The organism is Rhizobium sp. RU36D (assembly GCF_900176345.1).
GTDB lineage: Bacteria > Pseudomonadota > Alphaproteobacteria > Rhizobiales > Rhizobiaceae > Allorhizobium.
The window spans coordinates 219,202-235,637 of sequence record NZ_FWXU01000003.1 but is presented as its reverse complement, the minus strand read 5'-3'; the positions used below and the strand labels follow the sequence as shown (position 1 = coordinate 235,637).

Here is a 16,436-nt window from a genome sequence, read left to right as displayed (position 1 = left end):
GGATGCCCGATCATATCTAGGCCTTAGGGCAGGAACGGATAGTCCGTATAGCCTTCGGCGCCGCCGCCATAGAAGGTGGCCTTGTTCGGCTCGTTCAGCGGCGCATCCTCCTTGAAGCGGCGCACCAGGTCGGGATTGGCGATGAACAGCTTGCCGAAGGTGACAATGTCGGCCCGGCCACTGGCAACGGCTTCGGTGGCGGATGCCTTGTCATAGCCGTTGTTGACCATCCAGGCGCCCTTGCCGCCGGCGTCGCGATAGGTCTTGCGCAACTCGTCCCAATCGAAAGGCTTGTCGCCCTGCTTGAAGTCGCGCGGACCGCCGGTCGCGCCTTCGATGACGTGGATGAAGGCCAGGTCGAGCCCCGCGAGCTTCGAAACCAGATGATTGAACAGCGGCTGCGGCTCGGGGTCGAAGACATCATTGGCCGGGGTGACGGGCGAGATGCGGATGCCGGTGCGACCGCCGCCGATTTCCTTGGCCACCACGGCTGCGACTTCCAGCGTCAGGCGCGTGCGGTTCTCGATCGAGCCGCCATAGGCGTCGGTGCGCTGGTTGGAGCCGGAGCGCAGGAACTGGTCAAGCAGATAGCCATTGGCGGCGTGGATTTCGACACCGTCGAAACCGGCATCCACGGCTGCACGCGCGGCCACGCGATAGTCCTCAAGAATGCCGGGAATCTCCTCAAGCGAGAGCGCTCGCGGCTCGGAGGTATCGGCAAACGCGCCGCTGCCATCGGGATTGATGATATAGGTCTTGGACTTCGCCGTGATCGCCGAGGGCGCCACCGGCTTGCCTTCGCCAGGCTGCAGCGAGGTGTGGGACACGCGGCCGACATGCCAGATCTGCGTGACGATCTTGCCACCAGCCTTGTGGACGGCATCCGTGACTTTTTTCCAGCCTTCCAGCGCCTCGGGCTTGTAGAGCCCCGGCACATGGGCATAGCCCTGGCCCTGATGGGTGATCGGCGTACCCTCGGTAATGATCAGGCCTGCGGTGGCGCGCTGCTGGTAGTAGGTGACGTTGAGATCGTTCGGCGCCTCGCCCGGGGAACGGTTGCGCGTGAGCGGCGCCATGGCGATGCGGTTGGCGAGCGCGATGTCGCCGGCCTTGGTCGGTTCGAAGAGATCGGACATGAAACAATCCTTGTGGTTTGCTTAGGAGGTGGAACGACGACCGCCGTTCCGGGAGGGGAGGGGAGGGAGGTTCAGGACAGAAGCGTCCTAAGGTCTGTGAGGAATGACTGGATGGTCGCCTCGTTGCGGCGGTAGAAAATCCATTGGCCCACGCGTTCGGATGTCAGCAGATTGGCGCGCTGCAGGGTCGCGAGATGCGCCGACACGGTGGACTGCGACAAGCCGCAACGCTCGAACTGGCCGGCGCAGATGCCCATGTCGAGGGGATGCGCCTGATCGCTGAAATGCTTTTCGGGTTCCTTCAGCCAGCGCAGCATCTGCACCCGAGTCGGATGGGCAAGCGCCTTCAAAATCTCATCGACATCCATGGTCATGCCCTGAAGCGTGTCGCGAACCGTCACGTCCGCCCCTATTCTTCAGGCTCCTGTTGTTTGCGCATGTGCTTATCGCAAGACTGCGACAGGCTTTTGTGCAGCATGCGTTGAAGTCCGTATCGAATTTCTTCGATATAAATATCGTTCAAGTCCGATACGTCAATTCACGTATCCGTGTAGGCAGGCCCGGTGAGGGGCACGTTTGAAAAAAAAAGGGCCTCCGGATTGCTCCAAGGCCCTTGCAAGTTATGAAGGTCAATAAACCTCCAGAGGGGAACAGCTGCTGCGGTGGAACTGGGAGGGAGCCACCATGTGCATCAGCTGACGGGGATATGGGGCGGTACCCGGGACATTTCAATAGCATCCTGTGCATGTCTGGCATGCATCCGCTGCATTTTTGATCACCGGGCAAAAAAAAGGGCCACCGGATTGCTCCAGGGCCCATATAAGTTATGAAGGTCAATAAACCTCCAGAGGGGAACAGCTGCTGCGGTGGAACTGGGAGGAAAAGCCACCATGTGCATCAGCTGAGTGCGATATGGTGGTTTTTTGTGCAGTGAACAATGATTAATTGTGCATGTCTGACATGCGTAGCATGCACCGCTTCTGTTAACCTATTGAAATCGTTTATTCAGGCGAGTGACCGCAAAAATCAAAAATTCCAGTTTCTTGCTTTTGCGACAATAAAGTCGCGAAAAGCCTTCAGCTTTGCAGCATTTTTCATCTCGTCGGGATAGCAGAAATAGGTGTCGAACGACGGCACATCGGCATTGGTGACGAGCTGCAGCAGGCCGGGATCGCGTCCGACGATGTAATCCGGCAGCATGGCTATGCCTATCCCCAGCAGGCAGGCGCGCTTGATCGAGGTCAGGCTGTTGATCTGCAGATGGGCCTGGCGCGGATTGTCCGAATTGCGCCCTGCGATTTCCAGCCAGTTGACATCCAGCAGATAGGCCGGTGCCGGTTCGCCAAAGGAGATGATCCGGTGGTTGTCGAGATCCTCGATCGACTGGGGCTCGCCGAAGCGGTTGATATAGGACGGCGAGGCGTAGACATGCATGTGAACCGTGAAGAGTTTCCTCTGGATCAGGTCCGATTGCTGCGGCTGGCGCAGGCGGATGGCGCAATCCGCATGGCGCATGTTTACGTCCAACTCCTCGTTGTCGAGGATGAGCTGGATCGACATTTCCGGATAGAGCTGCAGGAATTCCTGCACCTTGTCGGTGAGCCAGCCCTGGCCGAGGCCGACCGTCGTGGTGACGCGCAGCCGCCCGGTGGGCTTCTCCGTCGTCTCGGTGAGCTGCATCTTCACCGTCTCGAGCTTCAGCAGCACGTCATGGGCCGTGCGGTAAAGCAGTTCGCCCTGTTCGGTCAGGATCAGGCCGCGCGCATGGCGGTGGAACAGCTTGACGCCAATATCCTGCTCCAGCGCGCTGACCTGACGGCTGATCGCCGATTGGGACAGATGCAGCTTGTCGGCTGCGTGAGTGAAGGAACCGGCCTCTGCCGCTGCGTGAAAAATGCGCAGCTTGTCCCAATCGAGCGGCATGCCTCCACCTCGCATATCGTTACTCCGCCGCTTCCGCGCGGGTTTCCATGGCTGTCAGGTATCGTTCAGCTTCAAGGGCTGCCATGCATCCCATGCCGGCTGCTGTGATTGCCTGCCGGTAGACATCATCCGTGACGTCGCCGGCGGCGAAGACGCCCGCCACATCCGTTGCGGTCGAGTCCGGCGCGGTCCAGAGATAGCCGTTCGGCTTCAGCCGCAGCTTGTCCTTGAACAGCTCAACGGCAGGCGCATGGCCGATCGCGACGAAGACGCCGTGGGTTGAGACGTCGGTAATCGCTCCCGTCCTGGTATCGCGCAGGCGCGCGCCGGTAACAGACGGCGGCATTGGCGGCTTGGCCGCATCGCCGGTGATTTCCACCACTTCCGCGTTCCAGATCACCCTGATGTTCGGCTTGGCGAACAGCCGTTCCTGCAGGATCTTTTCCGAGCGGAAGCTATCGCGCCGATGAACGACGGTGACGGTCTTGGCGATATTGGAGAGATAAAGCGCCTCTTCGACTGCTGAGTTGCCGCCGCCAACCACGATCACATCGCGGTTGCGATAGAAGAAGCCGTCGCAGGTGGCGCAGGCCGAGACGCCAAAACCCTGGAAATGCTGTTCGCTCTCGATACCGAGCCACTTGGCCTTGGCGCCCGTGGCGATGATCAGCGTATCGGCGATCCAGACCTGGCCCGAATCGGTCTTGACGGTGAACGGGCGGCGCGACAGATCGACTTCGGTCACGAGATCATTGACGATCTCGGCGCCGACATGGACCGCCTGCTTCAGCATCTGTTCCATCAGGAAGGGACCCTGGATCGGGTCGGCATAGCCCGGATAGTTCTCGACATCGGTCGTGATCATCAACTGACCACCCTGTTCCATGCCAGCGATCAAGACCGGCTGCAGCATGGCGCGCGCCGCGTAAATGGCAGCCGTGTAGCCGGCCGGGCCAGAGCCGATGATCAGCACCTTGGTATGACGGGCGCTCATGATATGTCCTTTCGATCGCGTCGCAGATGAGGCCCTCTAAATGGCGATGCAGAGGCCGACATGCAACGCGTTTTTTCCATCGGCGATTATTATCGCTCCATGCGTTTATTCAAGGGCAGCCTTGCGCAAATAACAAGCCGAATTGGCGCAGTCGCAGTTTTTCCTGTTAACGACGAGGGTCGGCTGCCTCCCGATTGGGCAAATCGGGCTTTTGCAACCTTGCTTGGATCGGAAATTAGCCAGCCAGATTCCGATTCATCGGATTTTGACTGACATATCTGTTCACGGCGACGACATATTCTTGCGAATCCCTCCGGTCCGACTAAAGAATGCATCTCGTTACCAAGGAAGGGTTTGAGCTTTGCGCGCGGCGCTGGATGCCATCGATCTCAAGATTTTGCGGGAGCTGCAGCGCGACGGCCGGATGACGAATGTCGAGCTGGCGGAGCGCGTCGGCGTTTCGGCGCCGCCCTGCCTTAGGCGGGTTCGCAAGCTGGAAGAGGCCGGCATCATCGAAGGCTATCACGCCATGCTGAATGCGCCGCGGCTGGGGTTCGACCTCGTGGCCTTCTGCATGGTGGGGCTGAAGCACCAGTCCGACAGCAATCTCAAGGCTTTTGCGGCGGCAACCGAGGGCTGGCCGATGGTGCGCCAGGCCTGGATGGTCTCCGGCGAAAGCGATTACCTGCTGCATTGCGTGGCGGAAAACCTCACCAGTTTCCAGGACTTCGTCATCGAAGTGCTGACTGCCACCGAAAATGTCGACACGGTCAAGACCATGCTGACGATCCGGCAAGTCAAGAAACTGGATCTGGTCGCGATCTGAGGCGAGCCGCGCCCTCTGCAAGCAACTGGACGATGAGCATCAAAGGGCGGTTGACGCTTTACCGCTGAGCCTTGTTCAGCAGGCTGTCATAGATCGCCCCGATCTGCCGGGCTTCTCCCTCGATCGTGAACTGCTCCCGGGCCTGGCTCAGCGCCTGTGCGGCAGCCCCGTGGCGGCGTGCATCGTCATCCATCAGCGTGGCGGTGGCGGCGACCATGGCCTCCAAATCATCGGCCGGAATCAAGAGGCCGGTTTCGCCCTTGGGCGAGGCGAGAAGCTCGCTGAAGGCGCCAACGTCGGTTGCGACCACCGGCACGGCGGTCGCCATGGCCTCTAGCGGGGTCAGGCCAAAACCCTCCCAGCGCTGTGGTGCGACAAACAGGTCCAGCGCCCGATACCAGTCGTTGATATTGGTGTGCTCGCCGACGAACAGGATGCGGTCGGACAGGTTTGCCTCGGCCACCTTGCGTTTGAGGTCCTGCTCGAAAGACTGGTGCTGCGCAGTTGCGCGACCGGCCACCACCGCCGACCAGCCCGGACGGTCGGGAAGCAGGCGGATCATGGTATCGACAAAGAGATCGGTGCCCTTCTGGCGGCGCACCCGCCCGAAACAGCCGACATGGCGCTGATGCGAGTCAAGTCCGAGACTGGATTTGGCGCGCGCGCGATCATCCGGCGGCGAGAACCTGACGGTGTCGATGCCGTGCATCACGACGGTGTTGGGCACCTTGAGATATGCCGAGGTCTTGGCGCTGGTCGCGATCACCGCATCCATGCGCGAGACCAGCACCCGGGTCCAACGGCTGTGGCGGCGCTGGGACGCCGAGGTGAAAACCAGCTTCAAGGGCATGCGCAACACGTCGCGCATGATGATGCCCGGCAGCATCTCGATATTGCGGCGCGCGTGCCAGACGCGATTGGAAAATCCTGTCGGGGGCCGCCAGAGCGACAACAGGTCGAGCCACCTGACGGCGGTGAGGGACGGCGGCAGCCCGGCGCCGACCGTCGCCACCTTTTGCCCGAGCCGGTTTTGCACAGGCACGAGCTGGATGATGGTGGAGGTTACGCCTGACAGTCTGCGCTTGAAGTTCGGTGCGAGAACCCTGACATCGCTGATGTCCTGCCAGTCACGCGAGACCGCGGTGGCGGTATCAGCCCCAGTTGACGGCAATGATTTCATAGGCCTTGGAACCGCCGGGTGCCACGACCTCAATGCTGTCGCCGGCTTCCTTGCCGATCAGGGCACGGGCAATCGGTGAGGAGATCGAGATGCGGCCCGCCTTCACGTCCGCCTCCTGGTCGCCGACGATCTGGTAGGTCTTCTCTTCTTCCGTGTCCTCGTCCACCAGCTTCACGGTGGCGCCGAACTTGATCTTCGAGCCGGACATTTTCGACAGGTCGATCACCTCGGCGCGAGCCGTCAGGTCCTCGAGTTCGCCGATGCGACCTTCGTTGTGGCTCTGCGCTTCCTTGGCGGCGTGATACTCGGCGTTTTCGGAAAGGTCACCATGGGCCCGCGCTTCGGCGATCGCCTCGATGATTCTCGGACGCTCTTCCTGCTGACGCCAGCGCAGTTCCTCCTGCAGCTTGGCGAAGCCGTTCTGCGTCATGGGTACCTTATCTACCATTTCCTCTTCCTTCACATCTTATGCCGGCAATGCGACGACATAAAAGAAAAACAGGTTCCGAAGCAAAGCTACGGAACCATGTTCAAATCGAATAACCGCAATATAGCAGATAGGTTGCGGCAATTTCCAGAAATTTCGTTAGGTATTTGGAAACCTGACGGATCCGGTGCTGTGCAAGCTAATGCGATGCGGTTGGCGGCTCGCCTGACGCGCCGTAGACGCGCCGCGCGACGAGAACGAGCAGAATCAGCGTCATGGACGACAGGGCGCAGCAGACAGCGAAGCCCATGGAGAAGCTGTCACGGGCGAGATCGAGCCAGGGCAAAGGTGCGGTGCTGCCGATCTGGCGGGCCGTATCGACAGCCCCCGCGAGCGTCGATCGGACCGCGTCTGCCTGCTCGCCGCCAACGCCACCGAGATCCACATCGGCCATGGCAAGGCGATAGAAGAGTGTCCCCAGGCTTCCCAGGAAGGCAACGCCAAGCGCACCGCCGAGCTCGGCGCTCGTCTCGGATATGGCGGATGCCGCGCCGGCGCGCTCGGGCGGGCTAGAGCCCACGATCAGCCCTGTCGTGGTCAAGACCACGGGCACGAAACCCAGTCCCATCACCATGCTGGCCACAAGAATGCCGTAGAGATTCTGGGCATAGGCGGCCATCGCCATGAGTGACATGCCCACGGCATCGATGATGAGGCCAAGCAGGACCGTGCGGACAGGCCCCAGCCGGTTGGTGATGCGATAGGCCTGCAGCGACATGATGGTGAACACGATGCCGGGTGCGGCAGACCAGAGCGCCGCCTCGAGTGGCGACAATCCCAGCACCAGTTGCAGGAACAGGTTCTGGAACAGGAAGATGCCGAAAATGAAAAAGACGCCGGCCAGATTGATCATCAGTGACGTGGAAAAGGCCGGGATCTTGAACAAAGCAAGATCCACGAGCGGGTCGGCGAGACGCTTCTGCCGCCGGATGAAAAGCCCTCCAAAGAGAATGCCGCAAACGATGGGAAGGAGGTACAGGGGCGACATGCCTTCCGTGGCAATCTTCTTCACGCCATAGATGACCGGCAGCACCGTCGCCAAGGACAGAGCGACGCTCGCAAGGTCGAGCCGGCCGCTCTCGTTGCTGCGATATTCCGGCAGCAGAAAGGGCGCCAGCACGATCAGCAGCAGCATGATGGGAACATTGATCAGAAACACCGAGCCCCAATGGAAATATTCCAGAAGCACGCCGCCGATCAGTGGGCCGATCAGGCCACCCAGTGCGAAACCGGTGCCCCAGATGCCGATCGCCCGGTTCCGCTCCCCTTCGTCATGGAACATGTTGACGATCAGCGACAGGGTGGACGGCGCGATGGTGGCGCCGGCTATGCCGAGAAGCGCCCGTGCAAGGATCAGCATGGATGCCGTCGTGGAATAGGCGGCAAAGATGGAGGCCAGCCCAAAGGCAGCCGCGCCGATTAGCAAGACCTTCCGGCGGCCGATCCTGTCGCCCAGCGTGCCCATGGTGACCAGGAAACCGGCAACCATGAAGCCATAGATATCGTTGACCCACAGCAGTTCGGCAGCCGTCGGATCAAGATCGGTGACGATCGCCGGCATGGCAAGGAACAGGACCGAGAGATCCATGGAATAGATCAGGCAGGCGATCGACAGGATCGCCAGTCCGATCCATTCTCGACGCCCGGCCAAAGGCGGTGACAGGCTTGCGGTATCCAGCATTCATCGTCCCCAGATTTGTTGGCGTCGGTGCCCCCGCATGCGCCTCTGTTGTGCCTAGCAGATCCCTTATCCTCCTGTCGCCGCGCACCTTGCGTCCGGCCTGACTTGCGGAAGATCAATTCCTGCTGCCGTTGCCAAGCTAATACAGATTGACAGGAAAAGAAAGAACGTATAGTGAACATTTATGGTTGCGAAATCCCTGAAAGAACGGCTTGCCATCCTTTCCGATGCGGCAAAGTATGATGCGTCCTGTGCCTCGAGCGGTACGACAAAGCGTGACTCGGCGCGATCGGGCGGGTTGGGATCGACGGAAGGATCCGGTATCTGCCACGCCTATGCACCCGATGGACGCTGTATATCGCTGCTGAAGATCCTGCTGACGAACTTCTGCATCTATGACTGCGCCTATTGCATCAACCGCTCCTCGAGCAATGTCGCGCGGGCGCGGTTCACGCCGGAGGAAGTCGTGTGGCTGACCCTCGAATTCTACCGGCGCAACTATATCGAGGGACTGTTCCTGTCGTCGGGCATCATCCGCTCGTCGGATCACACGATGGAGGAGATGGTGCGGGTCGCCCGCGACCTGAGGACGGTGCATAATTTCCGCGGCTATATTCATCTGAAGACTATTCCCGAGGCATCGGCTGGTCTGATCGAGGAGGCGGGGCTCTATGCCGATCGATTGTCGATCAACATAGAGCTGCCGACGGACCGCGGTATTACGGATTACGCCCCGCAGAAACGACCTGAGGGTATCCGCCGATCCATGGGCGCGTTGCGGCTGAAGATCGAGGAAATGGCGGAGCCGACAGTGCAGACCAAGCGTCGCCGGATATTTGCGCCGGCCGGGCAGAGCACGCAGATGATTGTCGGTGCCGATGGGGCCAGTGATGCCACCATCCTCGGGACCAGCGCGCGGCTTTATGGCAGCTATCAGCTGAAACGCGTCTATTATTCGGCTTTCAGTCCAATCCCTGATGCCTCGCGCAAGCTGCCTCTCGTCAAGCCGCCGCTCATCCGGGAACATCGGCTCTACCAGGCAGACTGGCTCTATCGCTTCTATGGCTTCGATATCGGCGAAATCACGTCGGCGCGCGCAGACGGGATGCTCGATCTCGACATCGATCCGAAGCTTGCCTGGGCTTTGGCCAACCGGTCGCGTTTTCCCGTGGATGTCAACAAGGCGGACAAGGAGATGTTGCTTCGCGTTCCGGGCTTTGGCGTCAAGACGGTGCAATCCGTGCTGTCGGCGCGACGTCATGGCCGGCTTCGGCTTGAGGATTTGAAGCGGCTGAACGTGTCGTTGAAGAAAGTGCGGCCCTTTATCGTTGCCGAGGGCTGGACGCCGATGAAGCTTACCGAACGCAGCGACTTGCGCAGCCTGTTTGCGCCGCCGCCGGAGCAGTTGGCACTGTTGTGATGCATGTCGCGATCCTCAAGGGCCGGGGCGACTTTGCCGAATGGCGCGACCCGGCCCGCGCCTACCTGATGGCGGGAGTCGAGCCGGAGCGGATCGATTGGCGGACCGCCGGGGGAGAGGCGGGGCTGTTTTCCGACGCGCCGACGGACCTGCCGGCGCCGTCGCCCGATATTCCCGCCCCGAACGTGCCGGCCGAATTCCTGACGCTGTCGCAGGCGGTGATCTGCCACGGCGATCCCGCTCGGTTTGCACTGCTCTACCGGCTGCTGTTCCGGCTGGCGCGCGACCGCAATGTGCTCGACATGCGTGCCGATGCCGATGTGGCCCAGGCGCGGCGATGGGCGCAGTCGGTGCGCCGCGACTGCCACAAGATGACAGCCTTCGTGCGTTTCAAGGAAATGCCCCTGCCGCCTGGTGTCGTTGGACGTCGCCGGTTCATCGCCTGGTTCGAGCCGGATCATTTCATCGTCGCCCGGATCGCCCCGTTCTTCCAGCGGCGGTTTGCCGACATGGACTGGCTGATCGCTACGCCGAAGGGTTCGATCATCTGGGACGGAGCCGAGCTTCTTACATCAGATCAGCCAGCGGAGAAGCCCGATCTCACCGACCAGACCGACGATCTCTGGCGCACCTATTACGCCTCCATCTTCAATCCGGCCCGGCTGAAGGTGAAGATGATGATGACGGAGATGCCGAAGAAATACTGGAAGAACCTGCCGGAGGCCGCGCTCATTCCCGAGCTGATCGCCTCCGCCGAAGCGCGGGTGATCGACATGGCCGCGCGGGCTCCAACCATTCCGCCGAGCTTTCACCACAAGCTGCGAGTGCCTCTCCCTGTCCAGGAAGACCCGGCGGCTGAGCCAGAATCCCTCGAGGCCTTGCGCGCAGCGGCGAGGGTCTGCGACCGCTGTCCGATCCACTGCAACGCCACGCAAACCGTCTTTGGCGAAGGTCCAGCCCAGGCTGACGTCATGATCGTAGGTGAGCAGCCGGGCGACGAGGAGGATCTGGCCGGGCGTCCATTCGTCGGCCCCGCCGGGCGTTTGCTGAACGGCGTGCTGGCCGAGGCCGGCATTGATCGCGGGAAGATTTACATGACGAACGCGGTCAAGCACTTCAAATACGAGCCGCGCGGCAAGCGCCGCATCCACCAGAGACCCGACAAAGGCGAGGTGGATATTTGCCGCTGGTGGCTGACGCGCGAAATCGAGCTGGTCAAGCCGAAGCTGATCGTCGCCACGGGGGCGACTGCCGTCTATTCGCTGACGGGGCAGACGTCGCCGCTGTCGCAGATGCGGGGCGAGAGCGCGATGGGCAATGGCATCACGCTGTTCGTCACCGTGCATCCGTCCTATCTGCTTCGCTTGCCGGATGAGCACAAGCGCGCCGAGGAACTCGCCCGGTTTCAACAGGATTTCCAGCGAATCGCCGCCATAAGCCGGGGTTTGCCTGGCTGAAAAGGGTACTGCTCCTCAGTGCTCGCCGGCCGCCTGCCGGGTGACAAAGGCGTCGAGTTTGGCAAGCGTCTGGTTGCCGCCTTCGACTGCGCCGAACTTCAGCGTGGCGTTCCGGGCTTCTGCTGTGGGGAAGATCAATGTCAGCGTTACGAGGGTAGCGTCTTCGTCAGCTTCGAAGGTGATGAGGCCTTCGAAATGTGCGGGTTCACCGAGTTCGCCGCCGTGATCGTAGAGCAGGCGGGAGGGCGGGTCGATCTCCCGGTAGCGGATCCAGTTCGGCCAGGCTTTGCCGTCGGGGCCATGCATTGTGTAGTGCCAAACACCCCCGACGGAGAAATCCAGGGCATGGGTCTCGTTGGTGAAGCCGTCAGGCCCCCACCAGGCATCAAGGTGGCGGGCGTCGGAAAACATCTGGAAGACGAGCGCAGGCGGCGCCTTGACGCTGCGCGAGACCGATAGCGTTGTGGTCGGGTCGAGTGCGGATGTCATGACAGGATCTTTCCGGTCTGTTGAAGGTGTCTTTCCAGGCGATCGAAGTTTTGCTCATTGGCTGCCGCCAGAAATTTTTCGAGTTCGAGATTTTCCTCTGTCCTGTCGAACAGCATGCGCCAGGTAAGGCGCGTGCCGCCGGCCTCCTCTTCGAATACCATGCTCATGTGGAAGACATGCATGGGTTCGTGGTGGATATAGCTGACGCGCTCGGGCATCACGACCTCTTCGAAGGTGCAGAGATTGTCAAAATCCGTGCCATTCGAGGCGGTCATGATGATGCGCCATTGGCCACCGGGGCGCAGGTCAGAATGCGGGACCTTGTTGGTGAAACCATCCGGCCCCCACCATTGCTCCAGTTGTGGCGGTTCGGCAAAGGCGTCGAACACATCCTGGCGGCGGGCCGCAATCAGGCGGGTGTTGAGGATTTCAAGCTTGTCGGTCACTGCCGTCACTCTCCTTGTCTGATGGCGATTTAACGCTTTCGAGATAGGCCTCCAGCCGGTTGAACCGCTGTTCCCAAAGGCTTCGGTATTCATCGAGCCAATGATCCACGATCTTCAACGGCTCCGGCTCCAGCCTGCAGGGCCGCCATTGGGCGCTTCTCCCGCGGGAGATCAGCTTGGCCTTTTCCAGCACTTTCAGGTGCTTGGATACGGCCGGCAGGCTCATGGAAAAAGGTGCGGCAAGTTCATTGACCGTGGCCTCGCCCCGCGACAGCCGCGCAAGGATGGCGCGGCGGGTGGGGTCGGCCAGGGCGGACAGGGTTTCGGAGAGGGGGTCCATTGCTGAAGTTAGCCGATCAGTTAATTAACTGATAGGTTAAATAAAGGATAGCAAGGGTGGCGTCAATGGGCGGCTGTTGAAATAGGAAAAGTGAGTTCAGTGCTCAGGCTGCTGCGTCAAGCACCGCTGCCGGAAGATTTGTCCGTGCGTTCAGGATTTCCATGCCGACGATATGGCCATTGCGGTCATAATCCAGGACGATGCCTTGAGAAACTTCCTCGGATTCGAGCACAGGTTCACTGGAGAACCTGACATAGGCAGCGTTTGCTGCTGGATCATATTCAAGCTTGGGTTTCGTCACGGCTTCTGCGCCTTCCGGTCGAGGAATGCCGTAATAATACGAATTTCATCGGCATCTTCCAAGCAGATTACGCGCAGTATTCTGCCGTCGCGTTCTTCAATGCGGCGATAGCGTCGCTCCAAGGGCGGGCCCGAGGGATCGATTTCCGTCCAGTCTGGATTAAAAACGGCGTCTTCAATCCAAGCGACTTCAAGCCCCCGCTCCGATACAACCGTTTGTGCATGGACGGTGAATCGGAGCGGCTTGTTCATGAGGCCTCAGAAATAGCTCTGCAGCGGGCGGACTTCGAGTTGGCCTTTCTTGAGCGCCTGGATCGCCTCGGCGGCGGCCAGCGCGCCGGCCATGGTGGTATAGTAGGGCACCTTCTGCATCAGCGCGGCGCGGCGCAGCGATTTCGAATCCGAGATCGCCTTGTTCGAGTCCGTCGTGTTGATGACGAGCTGGACCTGGCGGTTGCGGATCGCGTCCTCGATATGCGGACGACCTTCCAGAACCTTGTTGATCTTGATCGCCTCGATGCCGTTTTCGGCGAGGAAACGCTGGGTGCCGCCGGTTGCCATGACCTTGAAGCCGATCTCGGTCAAGAGCTTGACGGCGGGCAGCACGCGTTCCTTGTCGTCATCGCGCACCGATACGAAGACCGCCCCGTCGCGCGGCAGTTCGACGCCGGCGCCGAGCTGGCTCTTGGCAAAGGCCAGCGCGAAATCGGTGTCGAGGCCGATGACTTCGCCGGTGGAGCGCATTTCCGGGCCGAGCAGCGTATCGACGCCTGGGAAGCGCGCGAAGGGGAACACGGCTTCCTTGACGGCGATGTGCTTCAGGTTGCGCGGATCGGGCTTTGCGCCATAGACGGCGATCGCGTCATCCAGCTTTTCGCCGGTCATGATGCGCGCGGCGATCTTGGCAATCGGGGCGCCGATGGTCTTGGCGACGAAGGGCACCGTGCGCGAGGCGCGCGGGTTCACTTCCAGCACGTAGATCGTGCCGTCCTTGATGGCGTATTGCACGTTCATCAGGCCGCCGACCTTGAGCGCCTTGGCCATGGCCTTCGTCTGGCGCTCCAGCTCGTCAAGCAGTTCCGGGCTGAAGGAGCGCGACGGCAGCGAGCAGGCCGAGTCGCCGGAGTGAATGCCGGCCTCTTCGATATGCTCCATGATGCCGGATACGAAGACGTTTTCGCCGTCGCACAGCGCATCGACGTCCACCTCGACCGCATTGGTGAGGTAGCTGTCGAACAGCAGCGGGTTTTTGCCCAGGAGCGTGTTGATCTGGCCGGTCTTGTCGTTGGGATAGCGCTGCTTGATATCCTCAGGCACGAGTTCCGGCACGGTGTCGAGCAGATAGGTCTGCAGCATGCCCTCGTTGTGGATGATCTGCATGGCGCGACCGCCGAGCACGTAGGACGGGCGCACGACCAGCGGGAAGCCGATTTCAGACGCAACCAAGCGGGCCTGCTCGACCGAATAGGCGATGCCGTTGTTCGGCTGGGCGAGGTCCAGCTTCATCAACAGCTTCTGGAAGCGGTCGCGGTCTTCGGCGAGGTCGATCGCATCAGGTGCGGTGCCGAGGATCGGGATGCCGTTCTTTTCCAAGGCTTCGGCGAGCTTCAGCGGGGTCTGGCCGCCGAACTGGACGATGACGCCGACCAGTTCGCCCTTTTCCTGCTCGGCGCGCATGATCTCGATCACGTCCTCGGCGGTCAGCGGCTCGAAATAGAGCCGGTCCGAGGTGTCGTAGTCGGTGGACACGGTTTCCGGGTTGCAGTTGATCATGATGGCTTCGAAGCCAGCATCCTTCAGGGCGAAGGCGGCGTGGCAGCAGCAATAGTCGAATTCGATGCCCTGGCCGATACGGTTCGGACCGCCGCCGAGGATCACCACCTTCTTGCGGTCGGAAACCTGGGCTTCAGAGCGCGTGGCGCCGGCGAACGGCGTCTCATAGGTCGAGTACATATAGGCCGTCGGCGAGGCGAATTCGGCGGCGCAGGTGTCGATGCGCTTAAAGACGGGGCGTACGCCGAGGCTGTTGCGCAGTTCGGCGACTTCCTTCGGGCGCTTTGAGGTCAGGCTGGCGAGGCGGGCGTCGGAGAAGCCCATGGCCTTCAGCATGCGCAGGTTTTCCGCATCCTTCGGCAGGCCGTGCTCGCGGATGCGGGCTTCCATTTCGACGATCGCCTTGAGCTGGGCGATGAACCAGGGGTCGATCTTGCAGCCTTCATGCACTTCGGCTTGGGTCATGCCGAGGCGCAGTGCCTGCGCCACCATGCGCAACCGGTCCGGGGTCGGGGTGCCGATGGCCGCACGGATGGCATTCTTGTCGTCGGCGGTGTCGCCATTGGCGCCAAGGCCCGGGATCTCGATCTCATCAAGGCCGGTCAGGCCGGTTTCAAGACCGCGCAGGGCCTTCTGCAGGGATTCGGCAAAGGTACGTCCGATCGCCATGACTTCGCCGACGGATTTCATGGCAGTGGTCAGGACAGGCGAGGCGCCCGGGAACTTCTCGAAGGCAAAGCGCGGGATCTTGGTGACGACATAGTCGATCGAGGGTTCGAACGAGGCGGGCGTCGCGCCACCGGTGATGTCGTTTTCGAGTTCGTCCAGCGTATAGCCGATGGCGAGTTTGGCGGCGATCTTGGCGATCGGGAAGCCGGTCGCCTTCGACGCCAGTGCCGAAGAACGCGAGACGCGCGGGTTCATTTCGATGACGACCAGGCGGCCGTCCTTCGGGTTGACGGCGAACTGGACGTTCGAACCGCCGGTCTCGACGCCGATCTCGCGCAGCACCGCGATCGAGGCGTTGCGCATGATCTGGTATTCCTTGTCGGTCAAGGTCAGCGCTGGCGCCACGGTGATCGAGTCACCGGTATGCACGCCCATCGGGTCGATATTTTCGATGGAGCAGATGATGATGCAGTTATCCGCCTTGTCACGGACCACTTCCATTTCATATTCCTTCCAGCCGAGGACGGATTCCTCGATCAGGACTTCCGTGGTCGGCGAGGCATCCAGGCCGCCATTGACGATGTCGTAGAATTCCGACCTGTTATAGGCGATGCCGCCGCCTGTGCCGCCGAGCGTAAACGACGGGCGGATGATGGCGGGCAGGCCGACATGGTCGAGTGCCTGGGCGGCAATCGCCATGGCATGGCTCATGTAGCGCTGCTTGCGGTCGGTCTCGCCGAGGTTCCACTGGTTTTCCAGTTCGTCGAGCGCCTTGTCGAGGTCCGCGCCCGAGAGCTTCGCCCGCAGTTCCGCGCGGGCAGCTTCGTGCTTCTTGCGGTCGGCGTCCTTGATGTCGGTGGCATTGGCCAGCATCGAGCGCGGCGTTTCCAGCCCGATTTTGGCCATGGCCTCGCGGAACAGCGCTCGGTCCTCGGCCTTGTCGATTGCTTCGGGCTTTGCGCCGATCATCTCGACATTGTAGCGGTCCAGCACGCCCATTCGCTTGAGGGAAAGCGCGGTGTTCAGCGCCGTCTGTCCGCCCATGGTCGGCAGCAGCGCGTCCGGGCGCTCCTTGGCGATGATCTTGGCGACCACTTCCGGCGTGATCGGCTCGACGTAAGTGGCGTCTGCCAGACCCGGATCTGTCATGATGGTGGCCGGGTTGGAATTCACCAGGATGACCCGGTAGCCTTCTTCCTTCAGCGCCTTGCAGGCCTGGGTGCCGGAATAGTCGAACTCACATGCCTGACCGATGACGATCGGCCCCGCGCCGATGATGAGGATGGACTTGATATCTTGGCGCTTGGGCATGGTT

General features: G+C 61.2%; 17 protein-coding genes. 4 read left to right on the top strand and 13 right to left on the bottom strand.

Annotated elements, in window-relative coordinates:
• Nucleotides 1–23 precede the first annotated feature (23 nt).
• The 4 genes from B9A97_RS05670 to trxB all read right to left on the bottom strand — a co-directional run bounded on the left by B9A97_RS05670 (nt 24) and on the right by trxB (nt 4,053).
• Complete coding sequence (locus B9A97_RS05670) at nt 24–1,136, bottom strand: alkene reductase (protein ID WP_084364048.1); 1,113 nt, start codon at nt 1,134–1,136, stop codon at nt 24–26.
• A gap of 71 nt (nt 1,137–1,207) precedes the next feature.
• Nucleotides 1,208–1,504: an ArsR/SmtB family transcription factor gene (locus B9A97_RS05665; protein ID WP_084364166.1), complete on the bottom strand. Its 297-nt coding sequence runs from the start codon at nt 1,502–1,504 to the stop codon at nt 1,208–1,210.
• A 658-nt stretch (nt 1,505–2,162) separates the two neighbouring features.
• Nucleotides 2,163–3,059, bottom strand: a complete 897-nt coding sequence (locus B9A97_RS05660) for a LysR family transcriptional regulator VtlR (RefSeq protein ID WP_084364047.1) — start codon at nt 3,057–3,059, stop codon at nt 2,163–2,165.
• 19 nt (nt 3,060–3,078) lie between these two features.
• Nucleotides 3,079–4,053, bottom strand: coding sequence for a thioredoxin-disulfide reductase (gene trxB / locus B9A97_RS05655; protein WP_084364046.1), 975 nt, complete (start codon nt 4,051–4,053; stop codon nt 3,079–3,081).
• A 60-nt stretch (nt 4,054–4,113) separates the two neighbouring features.
• Here trxB and B9A97_RS29305 point away from each other — a divergent pair, with 60 nt between their 5' ends.
• Together B9A97_RS29305 and B9A97_RS05650 are read left to right on the top strand one after the other, a co-directional pair.
• Nucleotides 4,114–4,326 carry a hypothetical protein gene (locus B9A97_RS29305; protein WP_143530338.1) on the top strand — a complete coding sequence of 71 codons (213 nt, stop codon included), beginning with the start codon at nt 4,114–4,116 and terminating at the stop codon, nt 4,324–4,326.
• Nucleotides 4,327–4,414: 88 nt separating this feature from the next.
• Nucleotides 4,415–4,879 (top strand): Lrp/AsnC family transcriptional regulator, encoded by a 465-nt coding sequence (locus B9A97_RS05650; RefSeq protein ID WP_084364045.1) that lies wholly within the window; start codon nt 4,415–4,417, stop codon nt 4,877–4,879.
• Between the two features lie 58 nt (nt 4,880–4,937).
• On the opposite strand, the gene B9A97_RS05645 is transcribed toward B9A97_RS05650, so the two are convergent.
• From B9A97_RS05645 to B9A97_RS05635, 3 genes are all read right to left on the bottom strand, one after another.
• A complete protein-coding gene (locus B9A97_RS05645; protein WP_084364044.1) occupies nt 4,938–6,059 on the bottom strand; it encodes a glycosyltransferase family 4 protein in 1,122 nt (373 codons plus the stop codon).
• On the bottom strand, nt 6,031–6,507 hold the full coding sequence (greA, locus tag B9A97_RS05640; RefSeq protein WP_084364043.1) for a transcription elongation factor GreA: 477 nt from the start codon (nt 6,505–6,507) through the stop codon (nt 6,031–6,033). The genes B9A97_RS05645 and greA overlap by 29 nt, the downstream gene beginning before the upstream one ends.
• Before the next feature lie 178 nt (nt 6,508–6,685).
• The gene (locus B9A97_RS05635; RefSeq protein WP_084364042.1) at nt 6,686–8,227 is read right to left on the bottom strand and encodes an MFS transporter; all 1,542 of its coding nucleotides are present in this window, start codon (nt 8,225–8,227) and stop codon (nt 6,686–6,688) included.
• A gap of 184 nt (nt 8,228–8,411) precedes the next feature.
• Between B9A97_RS05635 and B9A97_RS05630 the strand changes: the two genes are divergently transcribed.
• Complete coding sequence (locus B9A97_RS05630) at nt 8,412–9,647, top strand: putative DNA modification/repair radical SAM protein (protein ID WP_084364041.1); 1,236 nt, start codon at nt 8,412–8,414, stop codon at nt 9,645–9,647.
• On the top strand, nt 9,647–11,104 hold the full coding sequence (locus B9A97_RS05625) for a UdgX family uracil-DNA binding protein (protein ID WP_084364040.1): 1,458 nt from the start codon (nt 9,647–9,649) through the stop codon (nt 11,102–11,104). The genes B9A97_RS05630 and B9A97_RS05625 overlap by 1 nt, the downstream gene beginning before the upstream one ends.
• A 15-nt stretch (nt 11,105–11,119) precedes the next feature.
• On the opposite strand, the gene B9A97_RS05620 is transcribed toward B9A97_RS05625, so the two are convergent.
• From B9A97_RS05620 to carB, 6 genes are all read right to left on the bottom strand, one after another.
• Nucleotides 11,120–11,593, bottom strand: a complete 474-nt coding sequence (locus tag B9A97_RS05620) for an SRPBCC family protein (protein ID WP_084364039.1) — start codon at nt 11,591–11,593, stop codon at nt 11,120–11,122.
• On the bottom strand, nt 11,590–12,039 hold the full coding sequence (locus tag B9A97_RS05615; protein WP_084364038.1) for an SRPBCC domain-containing protein: 450 nt from the start codon (nt 12,037–12,039) through the stop codon (nt 11,590–11,592). Before B9A97_RS05615 ends, B9A97_RS05620 begins: the two co-directional genes overlap by 4 nt.
• On the bottom strand, nt 12,023–12,379 hold the full coding sequence (locus B9A97_RS05610) for an ArsR/SmtB family transcription factor (protein WP_084364037.1): 357 nt from the start codon (nt 12,377–12,379) through the stop codon (nt 12,023–12,025). Before B9A97_RS05610 ends, B9A97_RS05615 begins: the two co-directional genes overlap by 17 nt.
• 103 nt (nt 12,380–12,482) lie before the next feature.
• On the bottom strand, nt 12,483–12,680 hold the full coding sequence (locus B9A97_RS05605) for a DUF2283 domain-containing protein (RefSeq protein ID WP_084364036.1): 198 nt from the start codon (nt 12,678–12,680) through the stop codon (nt 12,483–12,485).
• Nucleotides 12,677–12,931 carry a DUF4258 domain-containing protein gene (locus B9A97_RS05600; protein ID WP_084364035.1) on the bottom strand — a complete coding sequence of 85 codons (255 nt, stop codon included), beginning with the start codon at nt 12,929–12,931 and terminating at the stop codon, nt 12,677–12,679. The genes B9A97_RS05605 and B9A97_RS05600 overlap by 4 nt, the downstream gene beginning before the upstream one ends.
• A 6-nt stretch (nt 12,932–12,937) precedes the next feature.
• Nucleotides 12,938–16,432 (bottom strand): carbamoyl-phosphate synthase large subunit, encoded by a 3,495-nt coding sequence (gene carB, locus B9A97_RS05595; protein ID WP_084364034.1) that lies wholly within the window; start codon nt 16,430–16,432, stop codon nt 12,938–12,940.
• Between the last annotated feature and the right edge of the window lie 4 nt (nt 16,433–16,436).